General features: G+C 43.9%; 23 protein-coding genes. 11 read left to right on the forward strand and 12 right to left on the reverse strand.

Annotated features, from left to right (window positions below; genetic code table 11):
• Window positions 1-164 precede the first annotated feature (164 nt).
• From R7Z78_RS04950 to R7Z78_RS04965, 4 genes are all read right to left on the reverse strand, one after another.
• On the reverse strand, window positions 165-1,139 hold the full coding sequence (locus R7Z78_RS04950) for a molecular chaperone DnaJ (protein ID WP_054577920.1): 975 nt from the start codon (window positions 1,137-1,139) through the stop codon (window positions 165-167).
• Between the two features lie 76 nt (window positions 1,140-1,215).
• On the reverse strand, window positions 1,216-1,875 hold the full coding sequence (locus tag R7Z78_RS04955) for an OmpA family protein (RefSeq protein WP_169644525.1): 660 nt from the start codon (window positions 1,873-1,875) through the stop codon (window positions 1,216-1,218).
• A gap of 217 nt (window positions 1,876-2,092) precedes the next feature.
• Window positions 2,093-2,788, reverse strand: coding sequence for a DUF2786 domain-containing protein (locus R7Z78_RS04960; RefSeq protein ID WP_005377954.1), 696 nt, complete (start codon window positions 2,786-2,788; stop codon window positions 2,093-2,095).
• A gap of 208 nt (window positions 2,789-2,996) precedes the next feature.
• Window positions 2,997-3,677 carry a DUF3334 family protein gene (locus R7Z78_RS04965; protein WP_005388843.1) on the reverse strand — a complete coding sequence of 227 codons (681 nt, stop codon included), beginning with the start codon at window positions 3,675-3,677 and terminating at the stop codon, window positions 2,997-2,999.
• 264 nt (window positions 3,678-3,941) lie between these two features.
• Between R7Z78_RS04965 and R7Z78_RS04970 the strand changes: the two genes are divergently transcribed.
• Window positions 3,942-6,977, forward strand: coding sequence for an FAD-binding and (Fe-S)-binding domain-containing protein (locus R7Z78_RS04970; RefSeq protein WP_064368092.1), 3,036 nt, complete (start codon window positions 3,942-3,944; stop codon window positions 6,975-6,977).
• Window positions 6,978-7,050: 73 nt separating this feature from the next.
• Window positions 7,051-7,512, forward strand: coding sequence for a methyltransferase family protein (locus R7Z78_RS04975; RefSeq protein WP_033905135.1), 462 nt, complete (start codon window positions 7,051-7,053; stop codon window positions 7,510-7,512).
• A 110-nt stretch (window positions 7,513-7,622) separates the two neighbouring features.
• Here R7Z78_RS04975 and R7Z78_RS04980 read toward each other — a convergent pair whose 3' ends face one another.
• From R7Z78_RS04980 to hutC, 6 genes are all read right to left on the reverse strand, one after another.
• Window positions 7,623-8,348 carry a DUF3581 domain-containing protein gene (locus R7Z78_RS04980; RefSeq protein ID WP_017821813.1) on the reverse strand — a complete coding sequence of 242 codons (726 nt, stop codon included), beginning with the start codon at window positions 8,346-8,348 and terminating at the stop codon, window positions 7,623-7,625.
• Window positions 8,349-8,683: 335 nt separating this feature from the next.
• Window positions 8,684-10,219, reverse strand: a complete 1,536-nt coding sequence (hutH, locus tag R7Z78_RS04985) for a histidine ammonia-lyase (RefSeq protein WP_104975253.1) — start codon at window positions 10,217-10,219, stop codon at window positions 8,684-8,686.
• A gap of 11 nt (window positions 10,220-10,230) precedes the next feature.
• Entirely contained in the window at window positions 10,231-11,928 is a 1,698-nt protein-coding gene (gene hutU / locus R7Z78_RS04990; RefSeq protein WP_104976004.1) for a urocanate hydratase, read from the reverse strand.
• A gap of 73 nt (window positions 11,929-12,001) precedes the next feature.
• Window positions 12,002-13,012, reverse strand: coding sequence for a formimidoylglutamase (gene hutG / locus R7Z78_RS04995; RefSeq protein WP_005377946.1), 1,011 nt, complete (start codon window positions 13,010-13,012; stop codon window positions 12,002-12,004).
• Window position 13,013: 1 nt separating this feature from the next.
• Window positions 13,014-14,264, reverse strand: a complete 1,251-nt coding sequence (hutI, locus tag R7Z78_RS05000; protein WP_005377945.1) for an imidazolonepropionase — start codon at window positions 14,262-14,264, stop codon at window positions 13,014-13,016.
• Between the two features lie 129 nt (window positions 14,265-14,393).
• Entirely contained in the window at window positions 14,394-15,101 is a 708-nt protein-coding gene (gene hutC / locus R7Z78_RS05005; protein ID WP_005385493.1) for a histidine utilization repressor, read from the reverse strand.
• Window positions 15,102-15,349: 248 nt separating this feature from the next.
• Here hutC and R7Z78_RS05010 point away from each other — a divergent pair, with 248 nt between their 5' ends.
• Window positions 15,350-16,093 carry a sporulation protein gene (locus R7Z78_RS05010; RefSeq protein WP_025766828.1) on the forward strand — a complete coding sequence of 248 codons (744 nt, stop codon included), beginning with the start codon at window positions 15,350-15,352 and terminating at the stop codon, window positions 16,091-16,093.
• Window positions 16,094-16,099: 6 nt separating this feature from the next.
• On the opposite strand, the gene R7Z78_RS05015 is transcribed toward R7Z78_RS05010, so the two are convergent.
• Window positions 16,100-17,077 (reverse strand): DUF3187 family protein, encoded by a 978-nt coding sequence (locus R7Z78_RS05015; protein ID WP_104975254.1) that lies wholly within the window; start codon window positions 17,075-17,077, stop codon window positions 16,100-16,102.
• 404 nt (window positions 17,078-17,481) lie between these two features.
• On the opposite strand from R7Z78_RS05015, the gene thrS reads away from it, so the two are divergent.
• From thrS to R7Z78_RS05045, 6 genes are all read left to right on the forward strand, one after another.
• Window positions 17,482-19,410 carry a threonine--tRNA ligase gene (gene thrS / locus R7Z78_RS05020; protein WP_005395892.1) on the forward strand — a complete coding sequence of 643 codons (1,929 nt, stop codon included), beginning with the start codon at window positions 17,482-17,484 and terminating at the stop codon, window positions 19,408-19,410.
• Between the two features lie 3 nt (window positions 19,411-19,413).
• Complete coding sequence (gene infC, locus R7Z78_RS05025) at window positions 19,414-19,965, forward strand: translation initiation factor IF-3 (RefSeq protein WP_080276913.1); 552 nt, start codon at window positions 19,414-19,416, stop codon at window positions 19,963-19,965.
• Between the two features lie 120 nt (window positions 19,966-20,085).
• A complete protein-coding gene (gene rpmI, locus R7Z78_RS05030; protein ID WP_005377932.1) occupies window positions 20,086-20,280 on the forward strand; it encodes a 50S ribosomal protein L35 in 195 nt (64 codons plus the stop codon).
• A 40-nt stretch (window positions 20,281-20,320) separates the two neighbouring features.
• Entirely contained in the window at window positions 20,321-20,674 is a 354-nt protein-coding gene (gene rplT / locus R7Z78_RS05035; protein WP_004727974.1) for a 50S ribosomal protein L20, read from the forward strand.
• A gap of 189 nt (window positions 20,675-20,863) precedes the next feature.
• Window positions 20,864-21,181 (forward strand): heavy metal-binding domain-containing protein, encoded by a 318-nt coding sequence (locus R7Z78_RS05040; RefSeq protein WP_005377919.1) that lies wholly within the window; start codon window positions 20,864-20,866, stop codon window positions 21,179-21,181.
• A 366-nt stretch (window positions 21,182-21,547) separates the two neighbouring features.
• Entirely contained in the window at window positions 21,548-22,357 is an 810-nt protein-coding gene (locus R7Z78_RS05045; RefSeq protein ID WP_005377917.1) for a helix-turn-helix domain-containing protein, read from the forward strand.
• Here R7Z78_RS05045 and R7Z78_RS05050 read toward each other — a convergent pair.
• Window positions 22,350-22,535 (reverse strand): hypothetical protein, encoded by a 186-nt coding sequence (locus R7Z78_RS05050; RefSeq protein ID WP_017821820.1) that lies wholly within the window; start codon window positions 22,533-22,535, stop codon window positions 22,350-22,352. The genes R7Z78_RS05045 and R7Z78_RS05050 overlap by 8 nt on opposite strands.
• A 270-nt stretch (window positions 22,536-22,805) precedes the next feature.
• Here R7Z78_RS05050 and R7Z78_RS05055 point away from each other — a divergent pair, with 270 nt between their 5' ends.
• Both R7Z78_RS05055 and R7Z78_RS05060 read left to right on the forward strand, forming a co-directional pair.
• The gene (locus tag R7Z78_RS05055; protein ID WP_005377913.1) at window positions 22,806-23,594 is read left to right on the forward strand and encodes a TetR/AcrR family transcriptional regulator; all 789 of its coding nucleotides are present in this window, start codon (window positions 22,806-22,808) and stop codon (window positions 23,592-23,594) included.
• A gap of 249 nt (window positions 23,595-23,843) precedes the next feature.
• Window positions 23,844-26,222: an efflux RND transporter permease subunit gene (locus R7Z78_RS05060; protein WP_054574058.1), complete on the forward strand. Its 2,379-nt coding sequence runs from the start codon at window positions 23,844-23,846 to the stop codon at window positions 26,220-26,222.
• Window positions 26,223-26,236 lie beyond the last annotated feature (14 nt).

A 26,236-nucleotide genomic window follows, 5' to 3' on the forward strand; every position in this document is an offset into this window, starting at 1 on the left:
ACCTAGATTAATTTGAGTCGTTAGGTGTTATTTTGCGCCGGGCATTATGGCATAAAAGCGCGACTTAAGTTAAATGTCTGTTAATTTGTTTGAGAGGGAGATCGATTGCGGCGCTTGATTATATAGGTCTAAAAGCATGCTAGCCAAAGTATCCTGACCTATTTTTACTGTTTTGTAACATTTTGTGAGACGAGCTTAAAGGCATGATTGAGTCGCTTCATTTCTTCTTCACTGCCTCTTGTGTCAGGATGATAAAGCTTTGATAGCTGTCTATAGCGTAGCTTGATTGCTTGTAAATCAGGGATGTGTTGTGGTGTGTAGCCAAACATAGCACACGCGACGCTTAGCTTATGGTTCTCTGCCTGGGTTTTGGATTTCTTAAATTCTTTGAATACTTTCTCTAGCTGGCGTTTCAGTTGCTTGTTCGTAAACTCTAGCTCTTTTATTTTTTTCGCCATTCGTTGATTTTGGCTTTCCTCTTTGGCTTCAAGCGCTTTTCTATTCTGCTTAAGTTTCTTGATTACGAGAAAACTTAAGCCGCTGATGATGAGTATCGCCGCTAGCCAGATCAGCCATAAAAACTGCGAGTGTTCTACTTTGGGGTTTGCAACTGTGCTTTTCTCTTCCTGTGCTTGCTCAGCCTTTTTATCGAGCGACTTTATTTGGGAGACTTGTTTAGCTCGCAGTTGGTTGAAGCGCTGCTCTAACAGTTGATTATAAGCTTGTTCTGCTGCTGGATTATGCTGAGAAGCCATTTGATACAAGGCTTCAGTCAATTGAGCAGTTGTGACCTTATCTGGATTGCGCTGAATAAAATCGGCGAGAAGAAAGCCACGATCGGTTGGGTCATTGAGTGCGATAGAGGTTAGCCAATATAACGCTTGTGTTTCATTTTTTTCGCCATTTATCCCTTTAGCAAAGTCGTTCGCGAGCTGTTTTTGCGCAGGGAGGTAACCTTGGTTGGCGGATTGCTCTAGCCAGTAGCGCGTTTCTGGTGAGGCTTCAGCTTTGTTTGATGCCAATAATTGTTGTGCGTACTCGTATTGTTCGATGGGGTCATTTGGAGCTTGAGAGGCAAGTGAGTAGCCAGAAAAGCTGAGGCTAAATAAGCAGAGTAGGGCAGACGTTTTGACAGACATTAATATGTCAGGCCTAACGATAATGGTTAGGCCTGCTCCGGTAATTTTTTATTATTACCGTTATGGTGCAACCAAATTACTTCAGTGGCAAGATCTGGATTTCAACACGACGGTTGCACGCACGACCTTCAGAAGTTTGGTTTGAGCAAATTGGGTTACGTTCGCCGTAGCCGCGTGCAATTGCACGACCAGGTGCAACGTTTTGAGATACTAGGAATTGACGTACGGACTCTGCACGGCGCTCTGACAACGTTTGGTTGTATGACTCACTGCCTGTGCTATCCGTGTAACCATCAATAACGAGACTGGTATCTGGGTACTCAACTAGGATGCGAGCAACACCGCTTAGAGTATTATGGATACTAGCATCAAGTTGGTAAGAGCTTGAAGAGAAGCCGATACCGTTTTCCATACGCAGTAAAAGCTGATTTTCACCAACACGCTGAACTTGTACGCCAGAGTTTAGCAAAGCGCGACGTAATTCCGCTTCTTGTTGGTCAAAGTAGTAACCAACGCCAGCGCCAGTCGCTCCGCCTGCGGCTGCACCAATGAGTGCATGCTGACGACGTTCTTTAGCATCATCACCCGTTGCTAGGCCGATTGCTGCGCCAGCGATCGCACCAATAAGCGCGCCTTGCGTGGTGGAGTTAGTTTCGTATTCACCCGTTGTTGCATTTTGGCGTTGAGTGGCTTGACAGCCAGTAAGAGCTAGCACTAGAGCTAGTGCAATAGGCATCTTTTTCAAGGGAAAATCTCCGTATAAAACTGAGGCGAAACCATGCCTCATAATGGGATGCGAATTATGAATAAACAAGCATTAATATTTGTTATGAGAAAGTAAGATTGATAAGAGTTTCTGTAAGAAAATTCCTATCAATACTGCCAAAGCTCTCAAAGTAAGCCCCATCGACATCGAAGTCATTGCTGCTTATGTGAATCCTTTACTATTCTGGCTATTTCGATGAATCGCCCAACATTTTGCGTGCTTGTTCGCCGCCCACTCCACGATTAACTGAAACCTTTCTACCTTTCTTTAAGCCCACTTCGTAGTCTTCAGTTAGGTTTTTCATCGCTTCTTTCAATTGCTTCTTGAACGTTTCGCGGTCAATGTTTTGGAATTCTTTATCAATATAGTCATTAATTTTATTGGCCGACTCTTCATCTGGAGAAATAATTGGCAATTTTTCAATCGCGCCTTCCACCCAGCCAGATACAAATGAGTTCACACGGCGAGTCACTTCCTGAGAAGAGGTGCCGGTGCCAGCAAAGCTGTTTCGGAATTGTCCGGTACTTTCGTTCATCTCGCGATAAACAATATCGAAAGCAAATGCAGCAAAAATAGCGCGATCTGCTTCACCGATAAATTCGACACGTTTGAGCCCTTTGTGATTCAACAATACTGCTTCGACACCGAATTTTGTGTTAATGCCGCGAATCACTCGCAATATGGTAGAACTGATGTTCGCTGGTAGCAGATGAGAAGATTGTGTTTTTCCCATTCTGATGAACTCAATATCGTCTTTATCGAGACCATATTTAAGCATGAGGCGATGTGCCATTTTGATAGCATTGGCAGCCTCATTAACATTAGCGGAATTGCCCAGTTCTAAGCACTTGGCGATTTTTTTCAGAGCTTTTTGTTTATCCATCGACAACCAGTAACGAAAGCAGAAAATTTATGAAGTCAGACATATTACCTTTTTTGACATAAAAACGAAATACAAGGTGGGACTGAAGATAATTTCTGCACATAAAAAGAAGCCTCGCATTAAGCGAGGCTGGCGTTTTAGTTCGTCGTAATCAGTATGAAGTCGTACTTGTGTCTAAGAAGCCATTCTTCATTAAGATTCGTTAGAATTACAACCCGAGCTGGTTGAGCAAGTCATCGGCATCATCGTTTGATCCCGACGATTTAGATTCTTTCTCAGCCAACTGTTTACGTGTTGCCTCTAAAATGTCGTCTGGGTTTTCGTCTTCAGCAACTTCAAACTCTTCCAGTTGGATGAACTCAGTTTTATCCATTGCTAGTTCGAGATAGAAAATATTGTTGTTTTCGGTGGAGAACGTCACTCTGCGCGCTTGAGGGCGGTCAAGGTTGGTATCAACTTGTAAGATAACTTGCTTATTCAGCGCTAGCATTTTTGGTTGGTTTTGTGTGATGTTCGTTTGCAGGTCTTTACGAATTTTATTAGTGAAGTCTCCGACCAGTTGATTCATGAGTTCACCCAGAACATCGCCTACCTCGTCAGAAGTATGAGATATTGCCAGTTCTTCTTCTGGCATGCCCATATTACGCATGTAGTTCGTGTAGATCTCCAGTGCGGCTTTTGCCGTAAAATTAATCACAACTAGCCCGGTAAATCCGCCATCAAACAGAACAAAACAGCCAAAATCTGGTTTGAGGCTAGTCTTGTGGATTTTTTGCACCATTGCTGAATAATTTACTTGAGAAGATGTCGCCGAAGTAAGTACGCCAGAAACAGACTGGCAAAGTTTGAGAAGGATATCTTCAGTGGTCACAATTTTATTTTTTTTCATTCTGAAAACTCATCTAGAAACGCGATTCGTTCCCCAATGTAAGGCATCAAGCGTGAAAAAATAAAGCATAAGTTTAATTATTGTATCGAGATTCTGATTTGCTCGTCTTTTTAAATGTTGTAAAGTGACGAAATTCAAAGAATATTACTTCACTAACTCTTTTGTGGTGTTTTTTTTTCGCTTAGCGCCAATTTGTATGAGAAGTGAGCAAATAATTACATAACCCGCAGCTGATCGGATCAGCGTCGTAGGGGCAGGAAGCAAATGTTACCAAGATTACACTCGCAAACTGATGTCGATCCTCTTGTTCTTAGTTTTCTGAAAGAGCTTGAGCACGCCGGATTCACTGGTGATATCGAAAGCCAATATTCAAGCCGACTAGCGGTTGCCACTGACAACAGTGTTTACCAGCAACTTCCTCAGTCTGTCGTTCATCCCAAAACGACAGAAGATGTTTCTCTCCTCGGGAAACTGAGCAATAAAGAAAAGTACGAACGAATTACCTTTTCACCTCGTGGTGGCGGCACAGGGACCAATGGTCAGTCGCTAACCAAAGGTATTGTGGTGGATATGTCTCGTCACATGAACAAAGTGCTTGAGATTAATGAGAAAGAAGGCTGGGTTCGTGTACAAACTGGTGTAGTGAAAGACCAGTTAAATGACGCTGTTCGCCCTTATGGCTACTTCTTCTCTCCAGACTTATCTACCAGTAACCGTGCAACGATTGGCGGCATGGTCAACACCGATGCTTCTGGTCAAGGCTCTCTGAAATACGGAAAAACATCCGATCATGTTTTGTCGCTACAAGCGGTGTTTGCTGATGGTTCAATTTTAGAGTCGGACTTGTCCCATGGTTACCCAAAAGAAGGCGAGTTTGCTGCCAAGGCGCTACGTGTAACGGAATCCGTATGTCGTGAAAAACGCCAGCAGATCGTAGATAAGTTTCCTCCTCTTAACCGATTTTTAACGGGCTACGATTTAAAAAATGCCTTGAATGAAGACGGTGACCGTTTCGATATCACACGAGTACTTTGCGGCGCGGAAGGTTCATTGGCATTTATTACCGAAGCAAAGCTGAACCTGACGCCAATTCCGAAAGCGCGTACGTTGGTTAACGTTAAATACAACAGCTTTGATTCTGCACTGCGTAATGCACCGTTTATGGTAGAGGCGAAAGCGCTGTCTGTAGAAACCGTTGACTCAAAAGTGCTTAATCTCGCGAAGCAAGATATCGTTTGGCACACCGTGAGCGATTTACTTACCGATGTTCCAAATAAAGAGATGCTTGGCATCAATATGGTGGAATACGCAGGTCAGGACGAAGAGGAAGTTGCTGCTCAGGTTGCAGCGTTGACCGCCAAGCTCGATACCATGTTGGAAACAGAAGAAGCGGGCATTATCGGCTACCAAGTTTGTAACGATGTAGCGAGCATTGGGCGTATTTACAACATGCGTAAAAAAGCGGTGGGTTTGTTAGGCGCAGCAAAAGGTCGTGCTAAACCGGTCGCATTCGCTGAAGATACCTGTGTGCCACCAGAAAACCTGGCGGACTTCATTGTAGAGTTTCGAGAACTGTTAGACAGCAAGTCTCTGAATTACGGCATGTTTGGTCACGTCGATGCTGGGGTGCTTCACGTACGTCCTGCGTTGGATTTGTGTGACCCGCACCAAGAAGCATTGATGCACGAAGTTTCTGATGAAGTGGTCAAGCTGGTGGCGAAATACGGCGGTTTGATGTGGGGTGAACACGGCAAAGGTTTCCGTTCAGAATATGGCCCTGAGTTTTTCGGCGACGAGTTGTTTACTGAACTGAGACGTGTGAAAGCGGCATTCGATCCACACAACAAAATGAACCCGGGCAAAATCTGTACACCGCTGGATAGTGATGCAGAGCTTGTCAAAGTTACCGATACCAAACGTGGTTACTATGACCGTCAGATTGACGTTCAAGTACGTGACAGCTTTAAACAAGCGATGGAATGTAACGGTAACGGTTTGTGTTTTAACTACGATACCAGCTCGCCAATGTGTCCATCGATGAAAGTAACAGCCGATCGTCGTCATTCACCGAAAGGTCGTGCGGGTTTGGTTCGCGAGTGGTTGCGTCAGCTTACTGAGCAAGGCATTGATATTCTTGACTTAGAAAAGCAAACACTAGAAAACAAAACATCAATCAAAACCATGATTGACCGCGTACGTCATTCTATCAATCGTCGTCACGAGTATGACTTCTCTCACGAAGTGTATGAAGCGATGAATGGTTGTTTGGCGTGTAAAGCGTGTGCGAGTCAGTGTCCGATTAAAGTCGATGTTCCGAGCTTTCGCTCGCGCTTTTTAAACATCTATCACTCTCGTTACCAACGTCCTGCAAAAGACTATCTGGTTGCGAACATTGAGACTATGCTGCCGATGATGGCGAAAGCGCCAGGTGTCGTAAATGGTGTTTTGAAGCAGTCGTGGGTGAAAAGTTTAACGGCATCTACGGTCGGGTATGTCGATGCGCCGTTGTTATCAGTACCCACCTTGAAACAACGAGTAGAGTCGCTGACAACGCCTTATGATCTGCAAGCGCTCAGTGGTTTGTCTTCGTCTGAAAAGAGCAAGCATGTTTTAATTGTTCAAGACCCATTCACTAGTTACTACGACGCTGATGTCGTTGAAGACTTCGTTAAGTTATTGAAAAAGCTGGGTATGAATCCGGTGCTTCTGCCGTTTAAGCCGAATGGTAAAGCACAACACATTAAAGGGTTTTTACGTCAGTTTAAGGACACAGCAGCCGACACAGCGAAGTTCTTGGCGATGGTAGCGGATCTGGATATTCCATTAGTTGGCGTCGATCCTGCTTTGGTGCTGTGTTATCGAGATGAATACGCTGAAGTGCTTGGCAGTAAGCGAGGTAATTTCGATGTACTAACAGCCCACGAATGGCTTTACCCAAGACTAGAAGCGTTTGAAAGCGGAGAGCATAAGGCGCAGGAACCTTGGTATCTGTTTGCGCACTGTACTGAAAAAACCAAAATGCCAAATGCGGAAAAAGAGTGGGGCGCTATTTTTGCTCACTTTGGTGCAGTTTTGAATACGGTACCTGTTGGTTGTTGTGGTATGGCGGGTACGTTTGGTCATGAGGTTGATAAGTTGTCGATGTCGAAAGACATTTACAATTTAAGCTGGAAGCCAAGCTTAGATAAGTTGGATAGCGAGAGATGTTTGATTACAGGCTATTCTTGCCGCAGCCAAGTGAAACGCTTTGAAGGAACGAAGCCCAAGCATCCCGTTCAGGCATTGTTAACTTTGTTGTAATCGGACTAAATCAAGCCCAGTTTTACTGGGCTTTTTAGAAACCGTACTTAGACCCTTTCAAAGGATATGAATCTTGAGAAAACTTGAACTCAAAGTCCCACCTGTTGCGGTGTTTTTGCTAGTCATACTTTTGATGTACGGACTTAAAGTTTTGACGCCGAGCATGAACATTCGAGTCCCCTTTGTTGAATTTGTAGTAGGTGTATTAACTTTGTTGTCTGGCTACATGGGCATTGCTGGCGTGTATGAATTTCGCAAAGTAAAAACCACAGTGAACCCAGTAAAACCTGAAGCGGCATCTTCTGTTGTAAGAACTGGTGTGTTTGCCTTTTCACGCAACCCTATGTACACGGCATTATTGCTTCTAATCATAGCAACTGGTTTGTGGTGGCAGCACTTGAGTGTGGTGCTTTGTGGCGTGATATTTGTCAGTTATATGAATCGGTTTCAAATCAAGCCTGAGGAACGCGTTTTAGAGCGATTGTTTGGTGAAGAGTATGTGGATTATAAAAACCATGTTCGTCGTTGGCTCTAAGCATTGCGTTTAGTTTTGTTTGGATGAGACATAAAAAGAAAGCCCAACGGTCGACGTTGGGCTTTCTTTTAGTAAACACGTTTTTTGTGCGCTTCTGATAGGGCAGTCGACTAGGCTGCCTTAACGAACTTTGCTAGGAATGCATCCTTACGTTCATTAAAGCGGCGTACAAGGTCGTCAACCGCTTCTTGGTCATATGGCTTCAAGCCACTTGCAACCATGCGCTTAATACCTTTACCAACGACTTCACCGTCTTCTTTGAACGCAAAGTTTAAGGTGACTACACCTCGTTTTCCTTCTACATCGAATGTTGCGCCAGTGAAATCCACCTCTGGATGCGTAAGGTCTAAGCGTGAAAATTCGACTTCCATGCTTTCATAAATAACTAATGGACGCTGGCAGTTAATCATCATTTGCTTCTCTTCCATAAGAGGAACCATGATGTGAGGGAAGTTCATACCAGAAAATTGCACGTAATTTGTCACTACATGCTCAATAAATGCCGGATCGTGGTTAGTTTCACCTTCACGGGACATGTGTAAGTATTCTTTACCTGCCTCGTCAACAACAGCGCTTTCTTTGTCACACTTATTTTCAATATGAAGTGCTACACCATCGTTTACCATGCCAGAGAAGTTAAAACGCATCTTTTGGCTAACGCCTTCTTTACTAAGGAGCACTGCGAAAAGTAAATCCCCAGGGACACAAAAGCGTTTGTTGTCTTCATCATGAATTGGGTTGTAGTCACCTGCGACACGTTTTGCAAAGTGGCTTGCTTGTTCGCGAGTGAACTGAAACTGGTGATTAGTGTTTGAAAAATAAGGTGTTAGAAACATAATTTTTACGTAGTAACCAAAACTGTGTGGGATTATATGCGAATATCTGCGTAGCAATGGTCCATCCAGTGAAAACTTCACCGTATCCTAACAATAAGACACTATTTCGGCGGATAAACCGTTAAAAACGCATACTTTAGCAACGCTTTTATTTGTGAAAGCAATAAACAACGACCTTTTCGCTCGCCTATCTTTTAAAGTATAGCCATCAAAGTAGACAGGCGTTCATAAACAGTGCCATCAACATGTTTAATCGTATGTAAAAAGGCTCCACGCAGAACGTAGAGCCTTCAAGTCATCATCTGTTTATTCGATGAAATGCCAGTTATGCTTAATTATTGAATACTTGGTAACAAGCTCTCTGGCATGAGCGTGTTGTGGATAGCCAGCTTAAGCAGAGTGTTTGCCTGTTCAATGTCCGGCGCAAAGTAGCGATCTTTATCGTAGAACGATACTTTTTCACGCAACATTTGTTTCGCAATCTCAATACGCTCAGAGGACTTGTTTGGCGCTCTAAAGTCTAGGCCTTGTGCTGCTGAGAGGTATTCGACAGCCAGAATACCGCGAGTGTTTTCGCCCATTTCTTTCAATCTGCGAGCCGCGAATGTTGCCATTGACACGTGATCTTCTTGGTTTGCAGATGTTGGCAAGCTGTCTACTGACGCTGGGTGAGCGAGTGTTTTGTTTTCACTTGCTAACGCAGCAGAGGTAACCTGAGCAATCATGAAACCAGAGTTCACACCACCATTGTCGACTAAGAACGGTGGCAGTTTTGATAGCGCGCTATCGATAAGTAATGCCATACGACGTTCAGACAAGCTGCCGATCTCGGCAATCGCAAGTGCTAGGTTGTCGGCTGCCATTGCAACAGGCTCCGCATGGAAGTTACCGCCAGAGATGATGTCACCATCTTCAGCAAACACCAACGGATTATCTGATACGGAGTTCGCTTCTACTTGTAGTACTTCCGCCGCATTGCGGATTTGCTGTAAACACGCACCCATCACTTGAGGCTGACAGCGCAAAGAATACGGGTCTTGTACTTTTTCACAGTTAGTGTGCGAATCACCTATTTCACTCGATGTGTCTAACAAATGACGGTATGCGAGTGCTGCGTCCATTTGGCTGCGATGACCACGTACACGGTGAATGCGCGGATCGAATGGACGTCGGCTGCCGAGAGCGGCTTCAACAGACATTGCACCACAAACGGTTGCTGACGCGAAAAGGTCTTCCGCGATAAACAGGCCTTCCAATGCGAACGCTGTGGATGCCTGAGTCCCATTTAGTAGCGCTAAGCCTTCTTTTGGCGCCAGAGTGATAGGCTCTAGACCTGCGATTTTTAAAGCTTCTTGCCCGGAAATGATATTACCGTTGTGGCGAGCTTGTCCTTCTCCCAGTAATACTGTGCTCATATGGGCTAGAGGAGCTAAGTCACCTGATGCGCCAACAGAGCCCTTTTTAGGTACGCAAGGGTAAACTTGTGCGTTGACTAGGTCGGTCAGCATATTAATGACTTTTAGGCGAATCCCAGAAAAGCCACGAGACAGACTATTGATTTTTAATACCATCATCAGACGAACCGTTTCATCTGACATAAACTCACCGATACCTGCCGCATGAGAGAGAACGATACTGCGTTGCAGTGTTTCTAAATCTTCTGGTGCTATTCGTGTGTTAGCCAATAGCCCAAAACCAGTGTTAATTCCGTAAACCGTTCGATCTTCCGCGATGACTCGGTCTACGACCTGTGTGCTTTCTTCAATGGCCGGAATGGCTTCAGGATCCAAAGTAAGGTTGACTGGTGAACGGCTCACTTGGCGTAGTTCGTTTAAGCTAATATGACCTGGCTTTAGCGTTAAATTTAACATCTCTTTCATCCTTACTTGAGCTTCTTCAGTTCTTCGTTGAGCATTGGCAAATCTAGCCCTTGCTCTGCTGCACATTGTTTAGCGATATCGTATCCCGCATCAGCATGACGCATCACGCCTGTTGCTGGGTCGTTATGCAGCACGCGGGCAATACGTTCTGAGGCATCTTCACTGCCGTCACAGCAGATAACCATACCTGAGTGTTGCGAGAAGCCCATACCTACGCCACCACCGTGGTGTAGTGAAACCCAAGTTGCGCCGCCCGCCGTGTTGAGTAGCGCGTTTAATAATGGCCAGTCTGATACGGCGTCAGAACCGTCCATCATACCTTCGGTTTCACGGTTCGGGCTTGCTACAGAGCCAGAGTCTAAGTGGTCTCGACCAATGACAACGGGCGCCTTAAGTTCGCCATTTTTCACCATTTCGTTGAATGCTTGACCAAGACGCTCACGATCTTTAAGACCAACCCAGCAAATACGCGCAGGTAAACCTTGGAACTGGATGCGTTCGCGAGCCATATCTAGCCAGTTATGTAAGTGCGGATTATCTGGAATTAGCTCTTTTACTTTTTGGTCGGTTTTATAAATGTCCTCAGGATCGCCAGAGAGAGCAGCCCAACGGAAAGGACCGATACCTTCACAGAATAGAGGACGAATGTAGGCTGGAACGAAGCCAGGGAAATCAAATGCGTTTTCTATGCCTTCTTCCAAGGCCATCTGGCGGATGTTGTTGCCATAGTCGAGTGTTGCGGCGCCGCGATTTTGCAGCTCTAACATCGCTTGAACTTGCACAGCCATGGATTTTTTCGCGGCTTTTACGACCATTGCTTCATCTTGCAAACGCATTTCTGCTGCGTGAGACATGCTCCAGCCTTGTGGTAAATAGCCATTGAGCGGGTCGTGTGCAGACGTTTGGTCTGTTACGACATCAGGCGTGATATTACGTTCTACCAGCTCAGAGAAAACGTCTGCTGCATTACCTAGTAGGCCAACCGATATTGGTGTGTCTGACTCTTTAATGATAGCTAGCGCTTCATCTAAAGAAGCCGCTTTCTTATCGACATAGCCTGTACGTAGGCGGTAATCGATACGTGATTCATCACACTCTACTGCAATCATGGAGAAGCCCGCCATTGTACCAGCGAGAGGTTGAGCACCACCCATGCCACCGAGACCACCTGTTAGAATCCAACGGCCCTTTGCTTCACCGTCAAAGTGTTTTTTTGCAACAGATACGAACGTTTCGTATGTGCCTTGTACGATACCTTGCGATCCAATGTATATCCAGCTGCCAGCGGTCATTTGGCCGTACATCATCAAGCCTTGTTTATCTAGCTCGTTGAAGTGTTCCCAGTTTGCCCAATGCGGAACAAGGTTTGAGTTTGCGATAAGCACGCGTGGGGCATTTTTATGAGTAGGGAAAACACCAACAGGCTTGCCTGATTGAACTAAAAGCGTTTGGTCATCTTCGAGTCTTTCAAGTACTTCAACAATCTTGTCGTAACATTCCCAGTTTCGCGCTGCTCGGCCAATGCCGCCATATACAACCAGTGAATGTGGATGTTCTGCAACATCAGGATCAAGGTTGTTCATCAGCATACGAAGAGGGGCTTCGGTTAGCCAAGATTTTGCGCGCAGTTTATCTCCGTGAGGTGCACGAATTGTTCTGCTTGTATCAAGTCGTGGATCTTGTCCCTGGCGCTGTGTCATTTCAGACTCCTTTAGTTTCTCGTGATGACCAAGTACTTGCTTGGTCGTAATAATCAGTGGCATCTGGGATGCATTATGGTTTGTGCTGTTTTTCCGCCATCGCGTTGGCGATATCCCAACACAAACGGGCAGCTAATCGTGCAGTTTGACTATCGACGTCATAATTTGGGTTGTATTCGGCGATATCAGCCAGCATTAGCTTATTTTTGTAATGAAGAATTCGCTCTAAAAAGGGTGCAATAGTGTCGTAACTCACTCCCCGAGCTGCTGGTGCGCTGACTCCAGGTGCGGTTGCGGCAGGAAATACATCTAGATCAATGGTCAAATAGAGGTAGTCACAGTCGTCAATAAAATGCTGAAGCTGAGTTAAGTGATAACTGTGGTTTAAGTAGCAGAGCTGATTGTCCTCTACATACCAAACATTTAACGCATCTGCTTTTTCAAATAGCGCTTTAGTGTTGCTACTACGGCTTACACCAATACAAGCGTAATGAAAGTCCCAATCGTTACGTTGACAAAAATGATGAATTTGGTTGAAGGGTGTACCAGAGCTTGGTCTTATGTCGGCGAGGTTACTCTCAAATGCGCGCAAATCGAAATGCGCATCGAAATTGATAATGCCGATTTTAGGTTTCTTCTCTGGATAGTGCTCTTTAAAATACCCCGCTAAGCCGGAAAAGGAGGCCCACGCAATCTCATGCCCACCACCCAGCACGATGACTGGCGTATGGGGCAGTGCGCTTGAAATGGTTGCTGCACATAGAGCTTGGCTCTCCTCCAGTAAGTCGTCTTCACACACCACAGTACCTAAGTCATATAGTGGGGCGTCTTGGTGCCATGCTAAATTAGCGAGTGCTCGTCGGATTAAGTCTGGCGCTTTTTTCGCGCCAATGCGTCCTTTGTTTCTCGCAACGCCAGCGTCGGTAGCAAAACCGAGTAATGAGACGCCATGCGCAACGGCACTCAACTCATCTGCTTTTTGGCGTTGAACAACGTGATGAATTCGCTGACCAAGCTTGCCGTCCTCGGCATCATGACGGCCTTGCCAATGAAATAGGGGAGAGTGTAGGTCGAATTGAGACATATTATTGGCCTCCGTGTGAAATGTATTCACCATTTACTATACGACCTACCAGACGTTTTGCTCCGACTTGATAGCTTAAATCCGCAGGGCTTTCGATATCCCAGATAGAGAAGTCCGCATCAAACCCTACTTTGATTTCGCCACGTGAGTTTTGATAACCCAGAGCTTTGGCTGCATGTTGCGTTACACCACGCAGTGCTTCTTGCGGTGTAAGGCGAAATAGTGTGCACGCCATATTCAGCATGAGTGTGAGATCAGAAAATGGTGATGTACCTGGGTTGACGTCCGTAGCAATTGCCATCGGCACGTTATGCTCTCTCAACAACTCAATCGGTGGTAACTGAGTTTCTCTTAGAAAATAAAAAGCGCCAGGCAATAGAGTGGCGACGGTGTTTGATCGAGCAAGTGCTTTAACACCTTGCTCATCTAAAAACTCGATGTGATCCGCTGACAGACCGTTGTATTGCGCAGTGAGGGCTGTACCACCGAGATTAGAAAGTTGCTCAGTATGCCCTTTAACCTTTAAGCCGTGGCGTTTTGCAGCTACAAACACTTTTTCTGTTTGTTCAAGATTGAAACCAATCGATTCACAAAAAACATCGACACTCGTAGCTAATTCTTCCTTTGCGACAACAGGGATTATGTCCTGACAAATGTGCTCAATATAATCATCTGCACGACCTTGGAACTCTGGCGGAATGGCGTGAGCGGCGAGAAGTGTAGTGGTGATTTTAACTTTGCGCTCTTGTTCAAGCATTTTGGCTGCACGGAGCATTTTTACTTCATCATTCAGTGTCAATCCGTAGCCTGATTTCACTTCGACAGAAGTGACGCCGCTCGCGAGTAGCCCGTCTAAACGTGGCAACGCTAACTCAACTAATTGCGCTTCGGTTGCTGAACGCGTCGCATGCACCGTTGAAAGTATCCCACCGCCTTGTTTGGAAATTTCTTGATATGGCACGCCGTTTAAGCGCATTTCAAATTCGTTGGCACGATTGCCCGCGTAAATAAGATGAGTGTGGCAGTCGATCAAACCTGGCAGAACTAACTTGCCTTGAAGGTCGATACTCTGAGCGTAATGTTGGGCAGACAGCAGAGACTCGGTTTGCGGTGCGTCTTCACCAATGGCACAAGTACTGATCGCAACGATTTTTCCAGATTGAATACCAATGCGCGCTGGAGGCGTTGGAAGGTATCCGCATTCTCCCGATTGCATGGTAACTAGACGTGCGTTTTCAATCAGCAAATCCATGTTTGTGTCCCTGTGTTTATTTGTATCATTAAATGTATATACAAATAAATAGAGCAAAATAAGAACACTGACAAGATTGATGTTGCTAAAATGTGATCAAAACGTAGATCTAGAGGACAAACCTTGTCCTTAAATGAGCACTTTTGAGCTCAGCTTATATTTGTTACCAGGGTGATAAAGTAGGGCGGTACTGACTAACTTATCTTGGCTCCACGTTCTGCGATTCAAGAGAAGGCAAGGTTCATTGGCTTGCATTTTTAAGTCTTGCTTAATACGGCTTTCAGGCACAATTGCCTCTACAGTATGTTCTATCGCGCTGAGTGGGCAATTATCTGACAGGTATTGATTTGGAGTGATTTGTGTGAAGTCTTGATTTAAATAACTCGGGGCATATTGGCTATTCACCCAGCGGAGCTCCAATTGAATCGGCGTTTGGTCTTCATAGTGAATAATTTCACTGTAAAACACTGTCGTGCCTAGCATAACGCCGAGTTTTGTCGCAATGTTGTCATCTGCTTTTATGGCAATCTGTTTGAGCACTTTACTGCCATACTTTCGCCCTCTATCGCTGACTTCTTCGGCAATGTTTCGAATGTCTAGCAGGGGAGATTCTGACTTTTCACCAGGATCACACACGAACGTGCCTAAGCGTGGGCGACGTTGTAATCGGCCCTCATTTACTAAATCCCGAATTGCTTTGTTCACTGTCATTCTACTGACACCAAATTGCTCGGTAAGCTCAATCTCGGTGGCGATGCGATGACCAACTACCCACTCTCCAGCATCAATTTTATCCAGGATAAATTGTTTAATTTGAATATAGAGTGGTGCAGACATAATGATTTCCCTTTATTTGACTATACAAATACTGCTTAATTTAGGTACAAATTGCAAACATTTCTCGACGAATGTACCGCTTAGTGACCGAACAATCCTATAGCAGGGCTGAATGACTCTTGCTGCTGAGCATTATTTGGCTTGATGATTGAATTCAAACATTTTCTTGTGGTCTATTGCTTGCACAGCAGAAAACAATTGTGTAAACAAACGATTATTAGAAGAAAAGTCGCTAAAAAAGGAAAAATATGTTTAAAAAATTGAAAGCATCACTGGGGATCGGCTCTGCAAAAGTAGATACCATTTTGGACGAAATGAGCGTGTTTCAAGGAGCGACGCTGAAAGGGCATGTTCATATCAAAGGCGGAGATGTCGAACAACAAATTGATGCTATTACGATTAAATTGAACACGGAAATGAAAGTCGAAGTGGATGATAGCGTAAGTTACCAAACCTTCACTATTGATCAATTGAAAGCAGTTGACCCTTTTGTGATTCAACCTAATGAAGAAAAGCAGGTTCCGTTTGAGCTAAAACTGCATGATGAAACACCAATTACTGCGGTTAGCGCACTTAAGAATCAATGTCATGTTTGGGTCGAGACGACGTTAGATATTGATTTTGCAATTGATCCGCGTGACCGTGACTATATTGAAGTGAAACCACTACCAGTAGCATCTCGGGTTATTCAAGCGATCGAGCAAGCTGGTTTCACTATGGTTAAAGCCGATGTTGAAAAAGGCTTTTTGCGCGGTGGCTCGTTTTCCTCTCGCTCTGGTATTTATCAAGAGCTAGAGTTCCGTAACAACGGCTTTATCTCATCAAAAGAAATTGAGCTTTCTTTTATTCTGGAAGGACAGGTCATGCATTGTTTGGCAGAGATTGACCGTTCGCTCAGTTTGGCTGGTGACCAATATCGCTCGTTTACGTTGCCGATCAATGCAACCGATGCTCAAGTCGCAGCCGCAGTTGCACCAACGCTAAATCTATAGCTCTCATCAACTTGATGAAAATATGTACCGATATCCTATTGTGAAAGCGATATCGGTACTGTTATCCATGTTTCTTGCGTTCTCTACGGCTAAAAACTCAAGCGCTGAATTTTCCATTAGATATCGATAGCCCAATACCAGTTCATTAGAGGCATCAGCAAACTCTGTGGGTCCTTCTGTTGAGCCTTGATACCAATGATATTCCAACATCAGGTGATGGTTATCTTCTAAGGAATAACGGTACCCACCTGCAATGGCAATCGTATTATGTCGATAAGGCAGATCGAGCAAGGCACGGTCATCCGAACGAAAAGTCATGCCAATCATCGAATAAAATGCATGAGCATCACTTAAGTAGCTGTAGTTTAATTGGAAGCCTTGCTCGAAACTGCTGCCTTGAAAAGTGCCGTGAGCCACATCGTTAAAATACAAACTGCCGCCAATCGATAGGCCGTGATGTTCATTTTGGAACACTTGATACTGTAAGTAAGTAGATAGGTTATTGGCCAGTGTTTGTCCTTCGAAATCATCTTCAAGCACATCATATTGCGGCATTGAAATGTAAAAACGATCTCTGTCTACTTTATCCCGCCCATTTTGTCCGATACCGAAAAGTTTATGGAAGCTTTTCGTCAGTCCATCTAAATGGTTGTCAGCGGCAAAGACCCATCGATAGTTGAGCTCCCACTGCCAACGGTTGCTGACTTGCCATTTGCTGCCTAATTCGATTTGATTGTGGTAATAATCCAGTGCGTATTCATCAGTATGAGCCCAAACACTTGCCACGGTTCCTGAACCATAGGCTTCGACAAAACCATAGGGCAGACTATGTCCTGAACGCAGTATGTTGGTGTGACTAACCACTTGCATTGGGGATTGTGCGTAAGAACGCAGCGGGCCATATAAGTCATTTGATGCGAAGGCTTGCAAAGAACATATCGAGGTGCTTAGAAGCACCATAAAGCGCGATTTGAAATAGACCATGATGAATACCTACATACAAACTACTCTATAAAACAACTATATACCTAAATCGCACGTTGAGCTCTCGCCCAGCGTGTTAGGCTTTGTATCGGTTCACACGTAATAGGGGATATTGTAATTTGTTGTGTAAGTTCATTGAGGGGCAATTCCATTCATCAGCTATGCGGTCTCTTAAAAAAAGCATGATCAGATTGTAGTGACGGGTCTGCGGTTAAGTTCTTATGACAAAACAAAATCGCGCTTTGCATTCTAAATGTGAGCTAGGTACAATCCCATTTTCGATAACGGTCCGGTATTCGTGTTACCGAGAGGCCTTTATTGACTCTCAACTATTTTCAACAAATAGCTTCTAATTTGAATAACATGTGTTGCTTGGTGTGCAACACCACTGTAAAGGACATAGCATGCCTATTATTACTCTTCCTGACGGCAGTCAGCGTCAATTTGACAACCCAGTTTCTACTATGGAAGTTGCGCAATCGATCGGTCCTGGTCTTGCAAAAGCAACTATCGCTGGTCGTGTAAACGGTAACCGCGTTGATGCGTGTGATCTAATTGAAGAAGACGCAAGCCTTGAAATCATCACAGTTAAAGATGAAGTAGACGGTCTAGAAATCGTTCGTCACTCTTGTGCTCACCTTCTTGGTCACGCTCTTAAGCAGCTTTACCCTCAAGCTAAAATGGCGATCGGTCCAACCATCGACAATGGCTTCTACTACGATATCGACTTAGACGAATCTCTAACGCAAGAAGATCTTGAAAAGATTGAAAAGCGTATGAAAGAGCTAGCGAAAACCAAGTACGAAGTGGTTAAGAAAAAAGTAAGCTGGCAGGAAGCGCGTGATACGTTTGAATCACGTGGCGAACCATACAAAGTGGAAATCCTAGACGAAAACGTATCTCGTGATGATCGTCCAGGCCTTTACCACCATGAAGAATACATCGACATGTGTCGTGGTCCTCACGTTCCTAACATGAGCTTCTGTCAACACTTCACTTTGCTGAATGTTGCAGGTGCTTACTGGCGTGGTAACAGCGACAACAAAATGCTTCAACGTATCTACGGTACGGCTTTCCACGACAAGAAAGCACTGAAAGCGCACCTAACTCGCCTAGAAGAAGCGGCGAAGCGTGATCACCGTAAGATTGGTAAGCAACTAGACCTATTCCACATGCAGCAAGAAGCACCGGGTATGGTGTTCTGGCATCACAATGGTTGGTCTATCTTCCGTGATCTAGAAGTATTCATCCGCGCTAAGCTAGATGAGTACGGTTACCAAGAAGTGAAAGGTCCACTTATGATGGACCGTGTTCTTTGGGAACGCTCAGGTCACTGGGATAAATACGCTGATGCAATGTTCACAACTTCTTCTGAGAACCGTGAATACGCAATTAAGCCAATGAACTGTCCAGGTCACGTACAGATCTTCAACCAAGGTCTAAAATCGTACCGCGACCTACCGCTACGTATGGCTGAGTTTGGCTCATGTCACCGTAACGAACCATCTGGTGCACTACACGGTATTATGCGTGTACGTGGCTTTACTCAGGATGACGCTCACATTTTCTGTACTGAGAGCCAAATTCAAGAAGAAGTAACAAACTGTATCAAGATGGTGTACGATACGTACCAAACATTTGGTTTCGACAACATCGTAGTGAAACTGTCTACTCGTCCAGAGAAACGTGTAGGTTCAGATGAAATCTGGGATCAATCTGAAGAAGCATTGAAGCAGTCTCTTGAATCGATGGATATTCCATACGAAATTCAAGAAGGCGAGGGTGCGTTCTACGGTCCTAAGATTGAATTCACACTATACGATTGTCTAGACCGTGCGTGGCAGTGTGGTACTGTCCAGCTAGACTTCAACCTACCAGGTCGCTTAGGTGCAACTTATGTAGGTGAAAACAATGAACGTCTTGTACCGGTAATGATTCACCGTGCGATTCTAGGTTCACTAGAGCGCTTCATCGGTATCCTTATCGAAGAATATGCTGGTTTCTTCCCAACTTGGTTGGCGCCAGAACAAGCAGTTCTTATGAACATTACTGATAAACAGTCAGGTTATGTTCAAGAAATAGTACAAAAACTACAAAAAAGTGGAATTAGAGCTAAAGCGGACTTGAGAAATGAGAAGATTGGCTTTAAAATCCGCGAACATACTTTGAAGCGTGTACCGTATATGCTTGTTGTTGGTGACCAAGAAATGGAAGCTGGCGAAATTGCAGTGCGTACTCGTAAAGGTAAAGATCTTGGTAAATTTAAAGTGGATGATTTTATTGCATACATCCAAGACGAGATCTCTAGCCGTAAGCTCAATCTGGAGGAATAAGCTATTAAAGGCGGAAGACGTGGCCAACAGCCGGTAAAACAAAACCCGCACCGTATCAACGGTGAAATTCGTGGTATTCGTGAAGTTCGACTAACAGGCGCTGACGGTGAATCAGTTGGTGTTGTATCGATTCAAGAAGCCATTGCAGCTGCTGAAGAAGCTGGTATGGATCTCGTTGAGATCAGTCCTAACGCCGAGCCACCTGTTTGTCGTGTGATGGACTATGGTAAGTTCCTCTTCGAGAAGAGCAAAACTGCTAAAGAGCAGAAGAAGAAGCAAAAGCAGGTCCAGATCAAGGAAGTAAAATTCCGTCCTGGAACTGATATTGGAGACTATCAGGTAAAACTACGCAACCTGACGCGTTTCCTTGAAGAAGGCAACAAAGTGAAAGTAACAATTCGCTTCCGTGGCCGAGAGATGGCACACCAAGACATCGGTGTTGACGTTCTAAATCGTCTTAAGGAAGATACTGCAGAAATTGCTGTAGTTGAATCTTTCCCTAAGAAGATTGAAGGTCGCCAGATGATCATGGTGCTAGCCCCTAAAAAGAAGTAATTAACGGCTCATCAAGTAATTAAAACCTAGCCGCTTTCCTTTATATAAAGGCATATGGCTGGGTTTTGTTCGCCCTAATTACGTTGTTTATTAAACCTACTCAATGCGGAGTTATTCATCATGCCTAAGATGAAAACCAACAAAGGTGCTGCTAAGCGTTTTAAGAAAACTGCTGGTGGTATTAAGTACAAGCACGCTACAAAACGTCACATCCTGACTAAGCGTACTACTAAGAACAAGCGTCAACTACGTCCGAATGCAATCCTTCCAAAATGTGAAGTGGCTGCAGTAATCCGTATGTTGCCATACGCTTAATTCTTTTTAGTTATCAATCGTTTAGTTTAGGAGAAGCATAATGCCTCGCGTAAAACGTGGTGTACAAGCTCGTGCACGTCATAAGAAAGTTCTAAAACAAGCTAAAGGTTACTACGGTGCGCGTTCACGTGTTTACCGCGTAGCTTTCCAAGCAGTTACTAAAGCTGGTCAATACGCTTACCGTGACCGTCGCGCTAAGAAACGTCAATTCCGTCAACTATGGATTGCACGTATCAATGCGGCATCTCGTCAAAATGGTCTATCTTACAGCCGTTTCATCAACGGTCTGAAGAAAGCATCTATCGAGATCGACCGTAAGATCCTTGCGGACATCGCAGTATTCGACAAAGCTGCATTTGCAGTTCTAGTTGAAAAAGCGAAAGCTGCTCTTTAATTAGCAGTTTAGGATTAAGAGAAGGAGAGCATTAGCTCTCCTTTTTTATTGCTAAAATTTATACCCAAATGACTTTTAGCTTGGCTATTTAGAGTATTGTTTATCAGTCTTCTCAATTTATTGGTTAGCATCTTATGTTAGTTATAAGGTAGCTTGGGTATAAATTTTTACGTTTATAAGGGATTAAAAATGATCTACACAACGACCGAAAGCATTCCTGGCAAGCAGATCTCTGAAATCAGAGGGGTTGTAACTGGTAATGTTGTTCAATCAAAGCATATTGGCCGTGACCTCATGGCGGGTATCAAGAGCATTGTTGGCGGCGAAATTCGTGGTTACACGGAAATGATGACCGACGCGCGTGATATTGCTATACAGCGCATGGTGGCGGACGCTGAATCTAAAGGTGCCGATGCAATAGTAGGGATTCGATTTACCACAAGCTCAATCGTAGATGGTTCTTCGGAAATTTTGGCATTTGGTACTGCAGTGAAACTAGCGGACTAGTCTACTTGAATAGCATTGCAAAAATGCTAATAGAGAGCGGTGAATTATTATGCATTTACCGTTCTGTTCCTTTTAGGTTAATTATTCTAGATTTTTGTAGAGAGAATAGGTTTATATTCTCAACTTTACGTTACTATTAAAATTAATCACGATGATTTAGAGTAATTGCTTCACTTTTATTTTGCATATTATTTTATATCTATAATGAAATTGAATTCATATTGAATTTTTCATTTGTTGTGTGAATTCTCTTTTCGGTATATTAATTCATGTTTTTCTTATAAAAATATGAACTTATACCTTGCCAAGCGGTTCTAAATTGTTACAAATACTATACAGCTGTAACATTGCCAAAAGGAATTGTAGATGAGAGATCTGACTCCCGAATACTTGCTAGCCGCATTACGCCAAGCGATTAAAACAAAAGGGCTAACATATCGAGAGCTATCTGAGAAAATGGGTATGCCACTATCTACCTTTAAGAGACATCTTACAAGCACGAATCTCGCTTTAGATAAGTTGCTGGAATATTGTAGAGCGGTTGATTGCACGTTAGATGAACTACAAAAGCTCGCAAATCAATTGCAAGGTGAAGACGAGGATTACTTTAGTCGCACACAGGATGAAGTATTCTTTCAATTCCCTCACCTTTACGACTTTTATCGTGAATTGAGAATGTTACGAGGTAAAGACGGCTATTCTATTTTAAAGAAAAAGTATGACTTGTCTGAGCAGAGCATGTCCGATTACTTAAAAGCATTAGAGTTGTTGGATCTCGTTTACGTTGATGAAGATAAAAATATAACGCTGCACGGACCTTTATATTATAGCTATGCAGAGAACTCCAAGCTCAACGACAAATATACCGAAATCATAAAAGAGCAGACGACTACCCACGATAAGTGTGTTCGCGTTGCTTTGGCGCGTATGAAAATTACCGAAGAACAGCTTTTGTTACTGGAAGATCAAGTCGCAAAGACCGTCATCGATTTTCATTCCAAAAATGTTGTAGCAGAGAACTTTAATGTCTCTGATTTTACTAATATTGTTCTACTTGCTGGGCCACATCAGCCAGTCACATTCTCTGACGGCATTATTGAGACAGAGGGGCGATTTATTGATGATATTCGTTATGCCATCGCATCTGCAGGTGATAAGCCAAGCCTATCTATATAGATTTTGAGCCTTTTTTGAAGAGAGTTTCTGAAAGGGCGTTGCAAAAGAAAAAGCCTAAGACAGCAAATACTTTGTAAGTAGGGCATTCAGCGGTGTTTGCTCTTAATTCAGACTTAAAGTGTTTTGGGCTTATTTCGAATAATACCTGTTCAGTATCTACTTTCGTCATTTTTAACATGCTGATTTCCTTCGTTGTTCCTCCCAAAGCCTCTCTCGCTTCCTCTACAAAGAAACCATTCTCGTTGAACCAAGCATCCTGTAGCTACTTGGGTATGCATAATTGGTAGCTATTTATCTTCTAATTATAAATTCATACTTGAAATGTTTGTTTTTTGATCTATTATGACGAAGTGTCATTTGTGACGGTTCGTCAACTTTAGTTGCGTTCCTGTATTAAAGAATCGTGTTACAATTATTGGGAGTGTGTTGGTATACGGATCAAAGGATTATGTTTAACTTTCGCTGTAAAAAATATAGCAAGCAAGACGGATGTCGTGTGTCTTCAGGGCTAACAAAAAAGCAACAGGCGATTGCTGATCGTGAGATAGAGCTTATTCAATTGGCTAAGTCTTTAGTTCAAGAGCAAGGCTTTGCCAACTTAACGATGGACAAGCTTACAGCGTCAAGCCCTTATTCTAAAGGGACGATCTACAATCATTTTTGCAGCAAAGAAGATGTGATTCTTGCGCTTTGTATTCATTCGCTGAAAAGCGAAGCAATATTTTTCGAACGTACCGCCAAATTTAATGGCAATACCAGAGAAAAAATCATTGCGATGCATGTAGGTTATCGTATTTACGCTCGTATGGAGCCAGTACTATCAACTTGTGCGATTGTTGCAAAGACGCCTTGGGTTCTAGAGAAGGCTTCGCCTAAACGTGTGAATGAACTGAATAACTTGGAAGAACAAGTAATAGATGGTGCTGATGCGCTAGTGAACAATGCGGTAGAATGTGGTGATCTTAAGTTTTCTCCCGCAATTGGTTCAGATGCTATTGTATTCGCCAACTGGTCTATTGCCTTCGGTTCAAACGCTTTGGCGCAAAATGCATCGAACAGTCGATGTATTCAGCGAATTCAAGACCCATTCTCAGTACTGCACAACGCGAATATGTTACTTGATGGTTTAGGTTGGTCGCCTTTATCTACAGAATGGGACTACCGTAAAACCTGGCGTCGAGTGGAGCAGGAGTTATTTAGTGAAGAGCTTGCTTATTTAGAGTCAGTGAATCGCTGATAAACTGGAAAGGCCAATCTGACGTTATGGTTGGCTTTTTTATCGCACTATTGTGACGAATCGTCATTAAATCTCGAAGGTTGGCGTTCAGCCAATGATCACGAGAAGCATAGGAAGTTACTAAAAACTAACTTATGTAGCCAAATTCATTCGATCTAAAGTTTGCATGTCGAGTTTGTCTGGTTATTTACAGCATTTGCTGTTTTTTTAGTTTTTAAATTTGACGAAACGTCACAAAAGGAGAGTGTGATGCCACATCACAACGTTCAACAATACGCCCGTTCAGGGTGGGGTAAGCTACCAACGAATTACAGTGTATTGGTGATGCTTGCTACCGTTTTATTGATTGTCATAGCAACTATTGGAGGAAAAAATCTTTACTTTAGAGGAGATTACGACATCTTCTTTGATGGAACAAATGAGCAGTTACTTGCGTTTGATGAAATTCAAACCACCTTTGCAAAATCTGACAGTCTTGCTTTGGTTATAGCGCCAAAGAGCGGCACTGTTTTTACTCCTAGCACATTATCTCTTATTCAGCAGATCACTGACGAGGCGTGGCAAGTTCCATACTCGACCCGCGTTGATTCCCTCGCCAACTACCAGCATACCGAAGCGTTTGAAGATGATCTTCTTGTCGAAGATTTACTGTATAGCGAATATGAATTGACACCTCAACGAGTAGAGAAAGTCAAAAGTATTGCGTTGAGTGAGCCGGTTTTGAAAAGTTCACTGATTTCTGAAAAAGGAGATGTCACGGTCGTAAACATTACGGTCCAACTCCCTGAAATAGATAAAACTGCTGAAGTACAAGAGGTGGTTGCTTACATAAACGGAATGATTGAGCGTTATCAGCAAGTGTACCCAGACACGGAATTCCATAAGGCTGGTATTATTGCAATGAACTACGCGTTTATGACCGCAGCCCAAGATGATAGCGCAACATTAGTGCCTACTATGTTACTAGTGATATTGGTGTTTCTGACCATCATGTTGCGCTCATTGCTTAGCGTCATCGCGACACTCATCGTTATTATCGGCTCGGTTATGGTTACAATGGGCTTGTCAGGATGGGCTGGTATGTTCTTAAGCACGGCGACCGTTAATGTGCCTACCTTGGTGATGACGCTTGCCGTCGCAGACTGTGTACACATCATCGCGACAATGCGTCAGTCTATGCAAAACGGCTTTAGTAAAGCCCACTCTATTGAGCGAAGTATTGCGCTCAATTTCATGCCTATCTTGATTACCTCCATTACCACCGCGATCGGCTTTTTAATGATGAATATGTCGGATTCTCCAATCCTGAGAGATTTCGGCAACCTATCAGCCCTTGGCGTCATGGTTGCTTGTTTCCTTTCCATCACGTTACTTCCCTCCTTGCTTAATATCCTTCCGGTTACGGTGAAGTCGGATACTTCTGATGAAAGAAAGCACTTTATGGATCATTTAGGAGATTTCGTGGTGTCAAAGCGACATGCGTTATTGCCGTTGTCGGTGCTTGTTATTGTCGCGAGTGCGAGCTTGATTCCGCTGAACAAAGTCAATGATGAATCCGTCGAGTACTTTGGCCATAGCAATGAATTTCGCCGAGCGGCTGATTTTATGGAAGAGCGAATCAGTGGCATGGCGAACATCAGTATCGCGATAAAAACCAACGAATCGCAGGGCATTGCCGATCCTAATTTTCTCAATTCCGTGGGTAAATTTACTGACTGGCTAAGGTTGCAGTCAGAAACGGACCATGTTGCGACCTTGAGCGATGTTTATAAGCGCCTAAACAAGAACATGCATGGAGATGATCAGGCTTATTACTCGCTCCCTCAAGACAGAGAATTAGCGGCTCAATATCTGCTGCTTTATGAAATGTCACTACCGTATGGTTTAGATTTGAACAACCAAATCAATGTAGATAAGTCGTCGATCAAGATGGTTCTCACCGTGGAGAACTTGGGCAGCGTCGAGCTTGTTGATTTGGAAAATCGCATTTACCAATGGTTTAACGAAAACGCGCCTCAATATGATGTTGTTGCGTCTAGTCCTTCACTGATGTTTGCGCATATTGGTGAAACGAATATGGCCAGCATGCTGTCAACCTTGCCCATTACTCTTGTCTTAATCTCTGCATTACTGATCTTTGCCTTGCGTTCGTTCAAGCTTGGCTTAATTAGTCTTGTCCCGAATATTGCTCCTGCGCTTATTGGTTTTGGTATTTGGGCGCTGGTTTCTGGCGAGATTAACTTGGGATTGTCTGTCGTTGTGACATTAACGCTTGGTGTTGTTGTCGATGACGCCGTTCACTTTCTTTCTAAATATCAACACGCTCGTAAAGATGGCCACAGTGCGGAGCAAGCGGTTCGCTACGCCTTTCGTACCGTGGGGCGCGCACTCTGGATTACGACGGTCGTGCTTGTTGCTGGTTTCTCTGTTCTGGCGATGTCGAGCTTCCGTTTAAATGCCGATATGGGACAGCTGAGTGCCATTGTCATCTTTATTGCCCTTGTTGTGGATTTCATCTTCCTACCGACTCTACTGATGTTGTTTGACAAAGGCGTTTACGACGAGGTGGAGCGCCGAAATAAGCTTAAATCAACTGACTCTCAAACCAAGACTGTTACTCAGTCATAACGAATTAAAGGATC

The sequence above is a fragment of the Vibrio sp. 1167 genome (assembly GCF_033340375.1).
Classification (GTDB): domain Bacteria; phylum Pseudomonadota; class Gammaproteobacteria; order Enterobacterales; family Vibrionaceae; genus Vibrio; species Vibrio alginolyticus.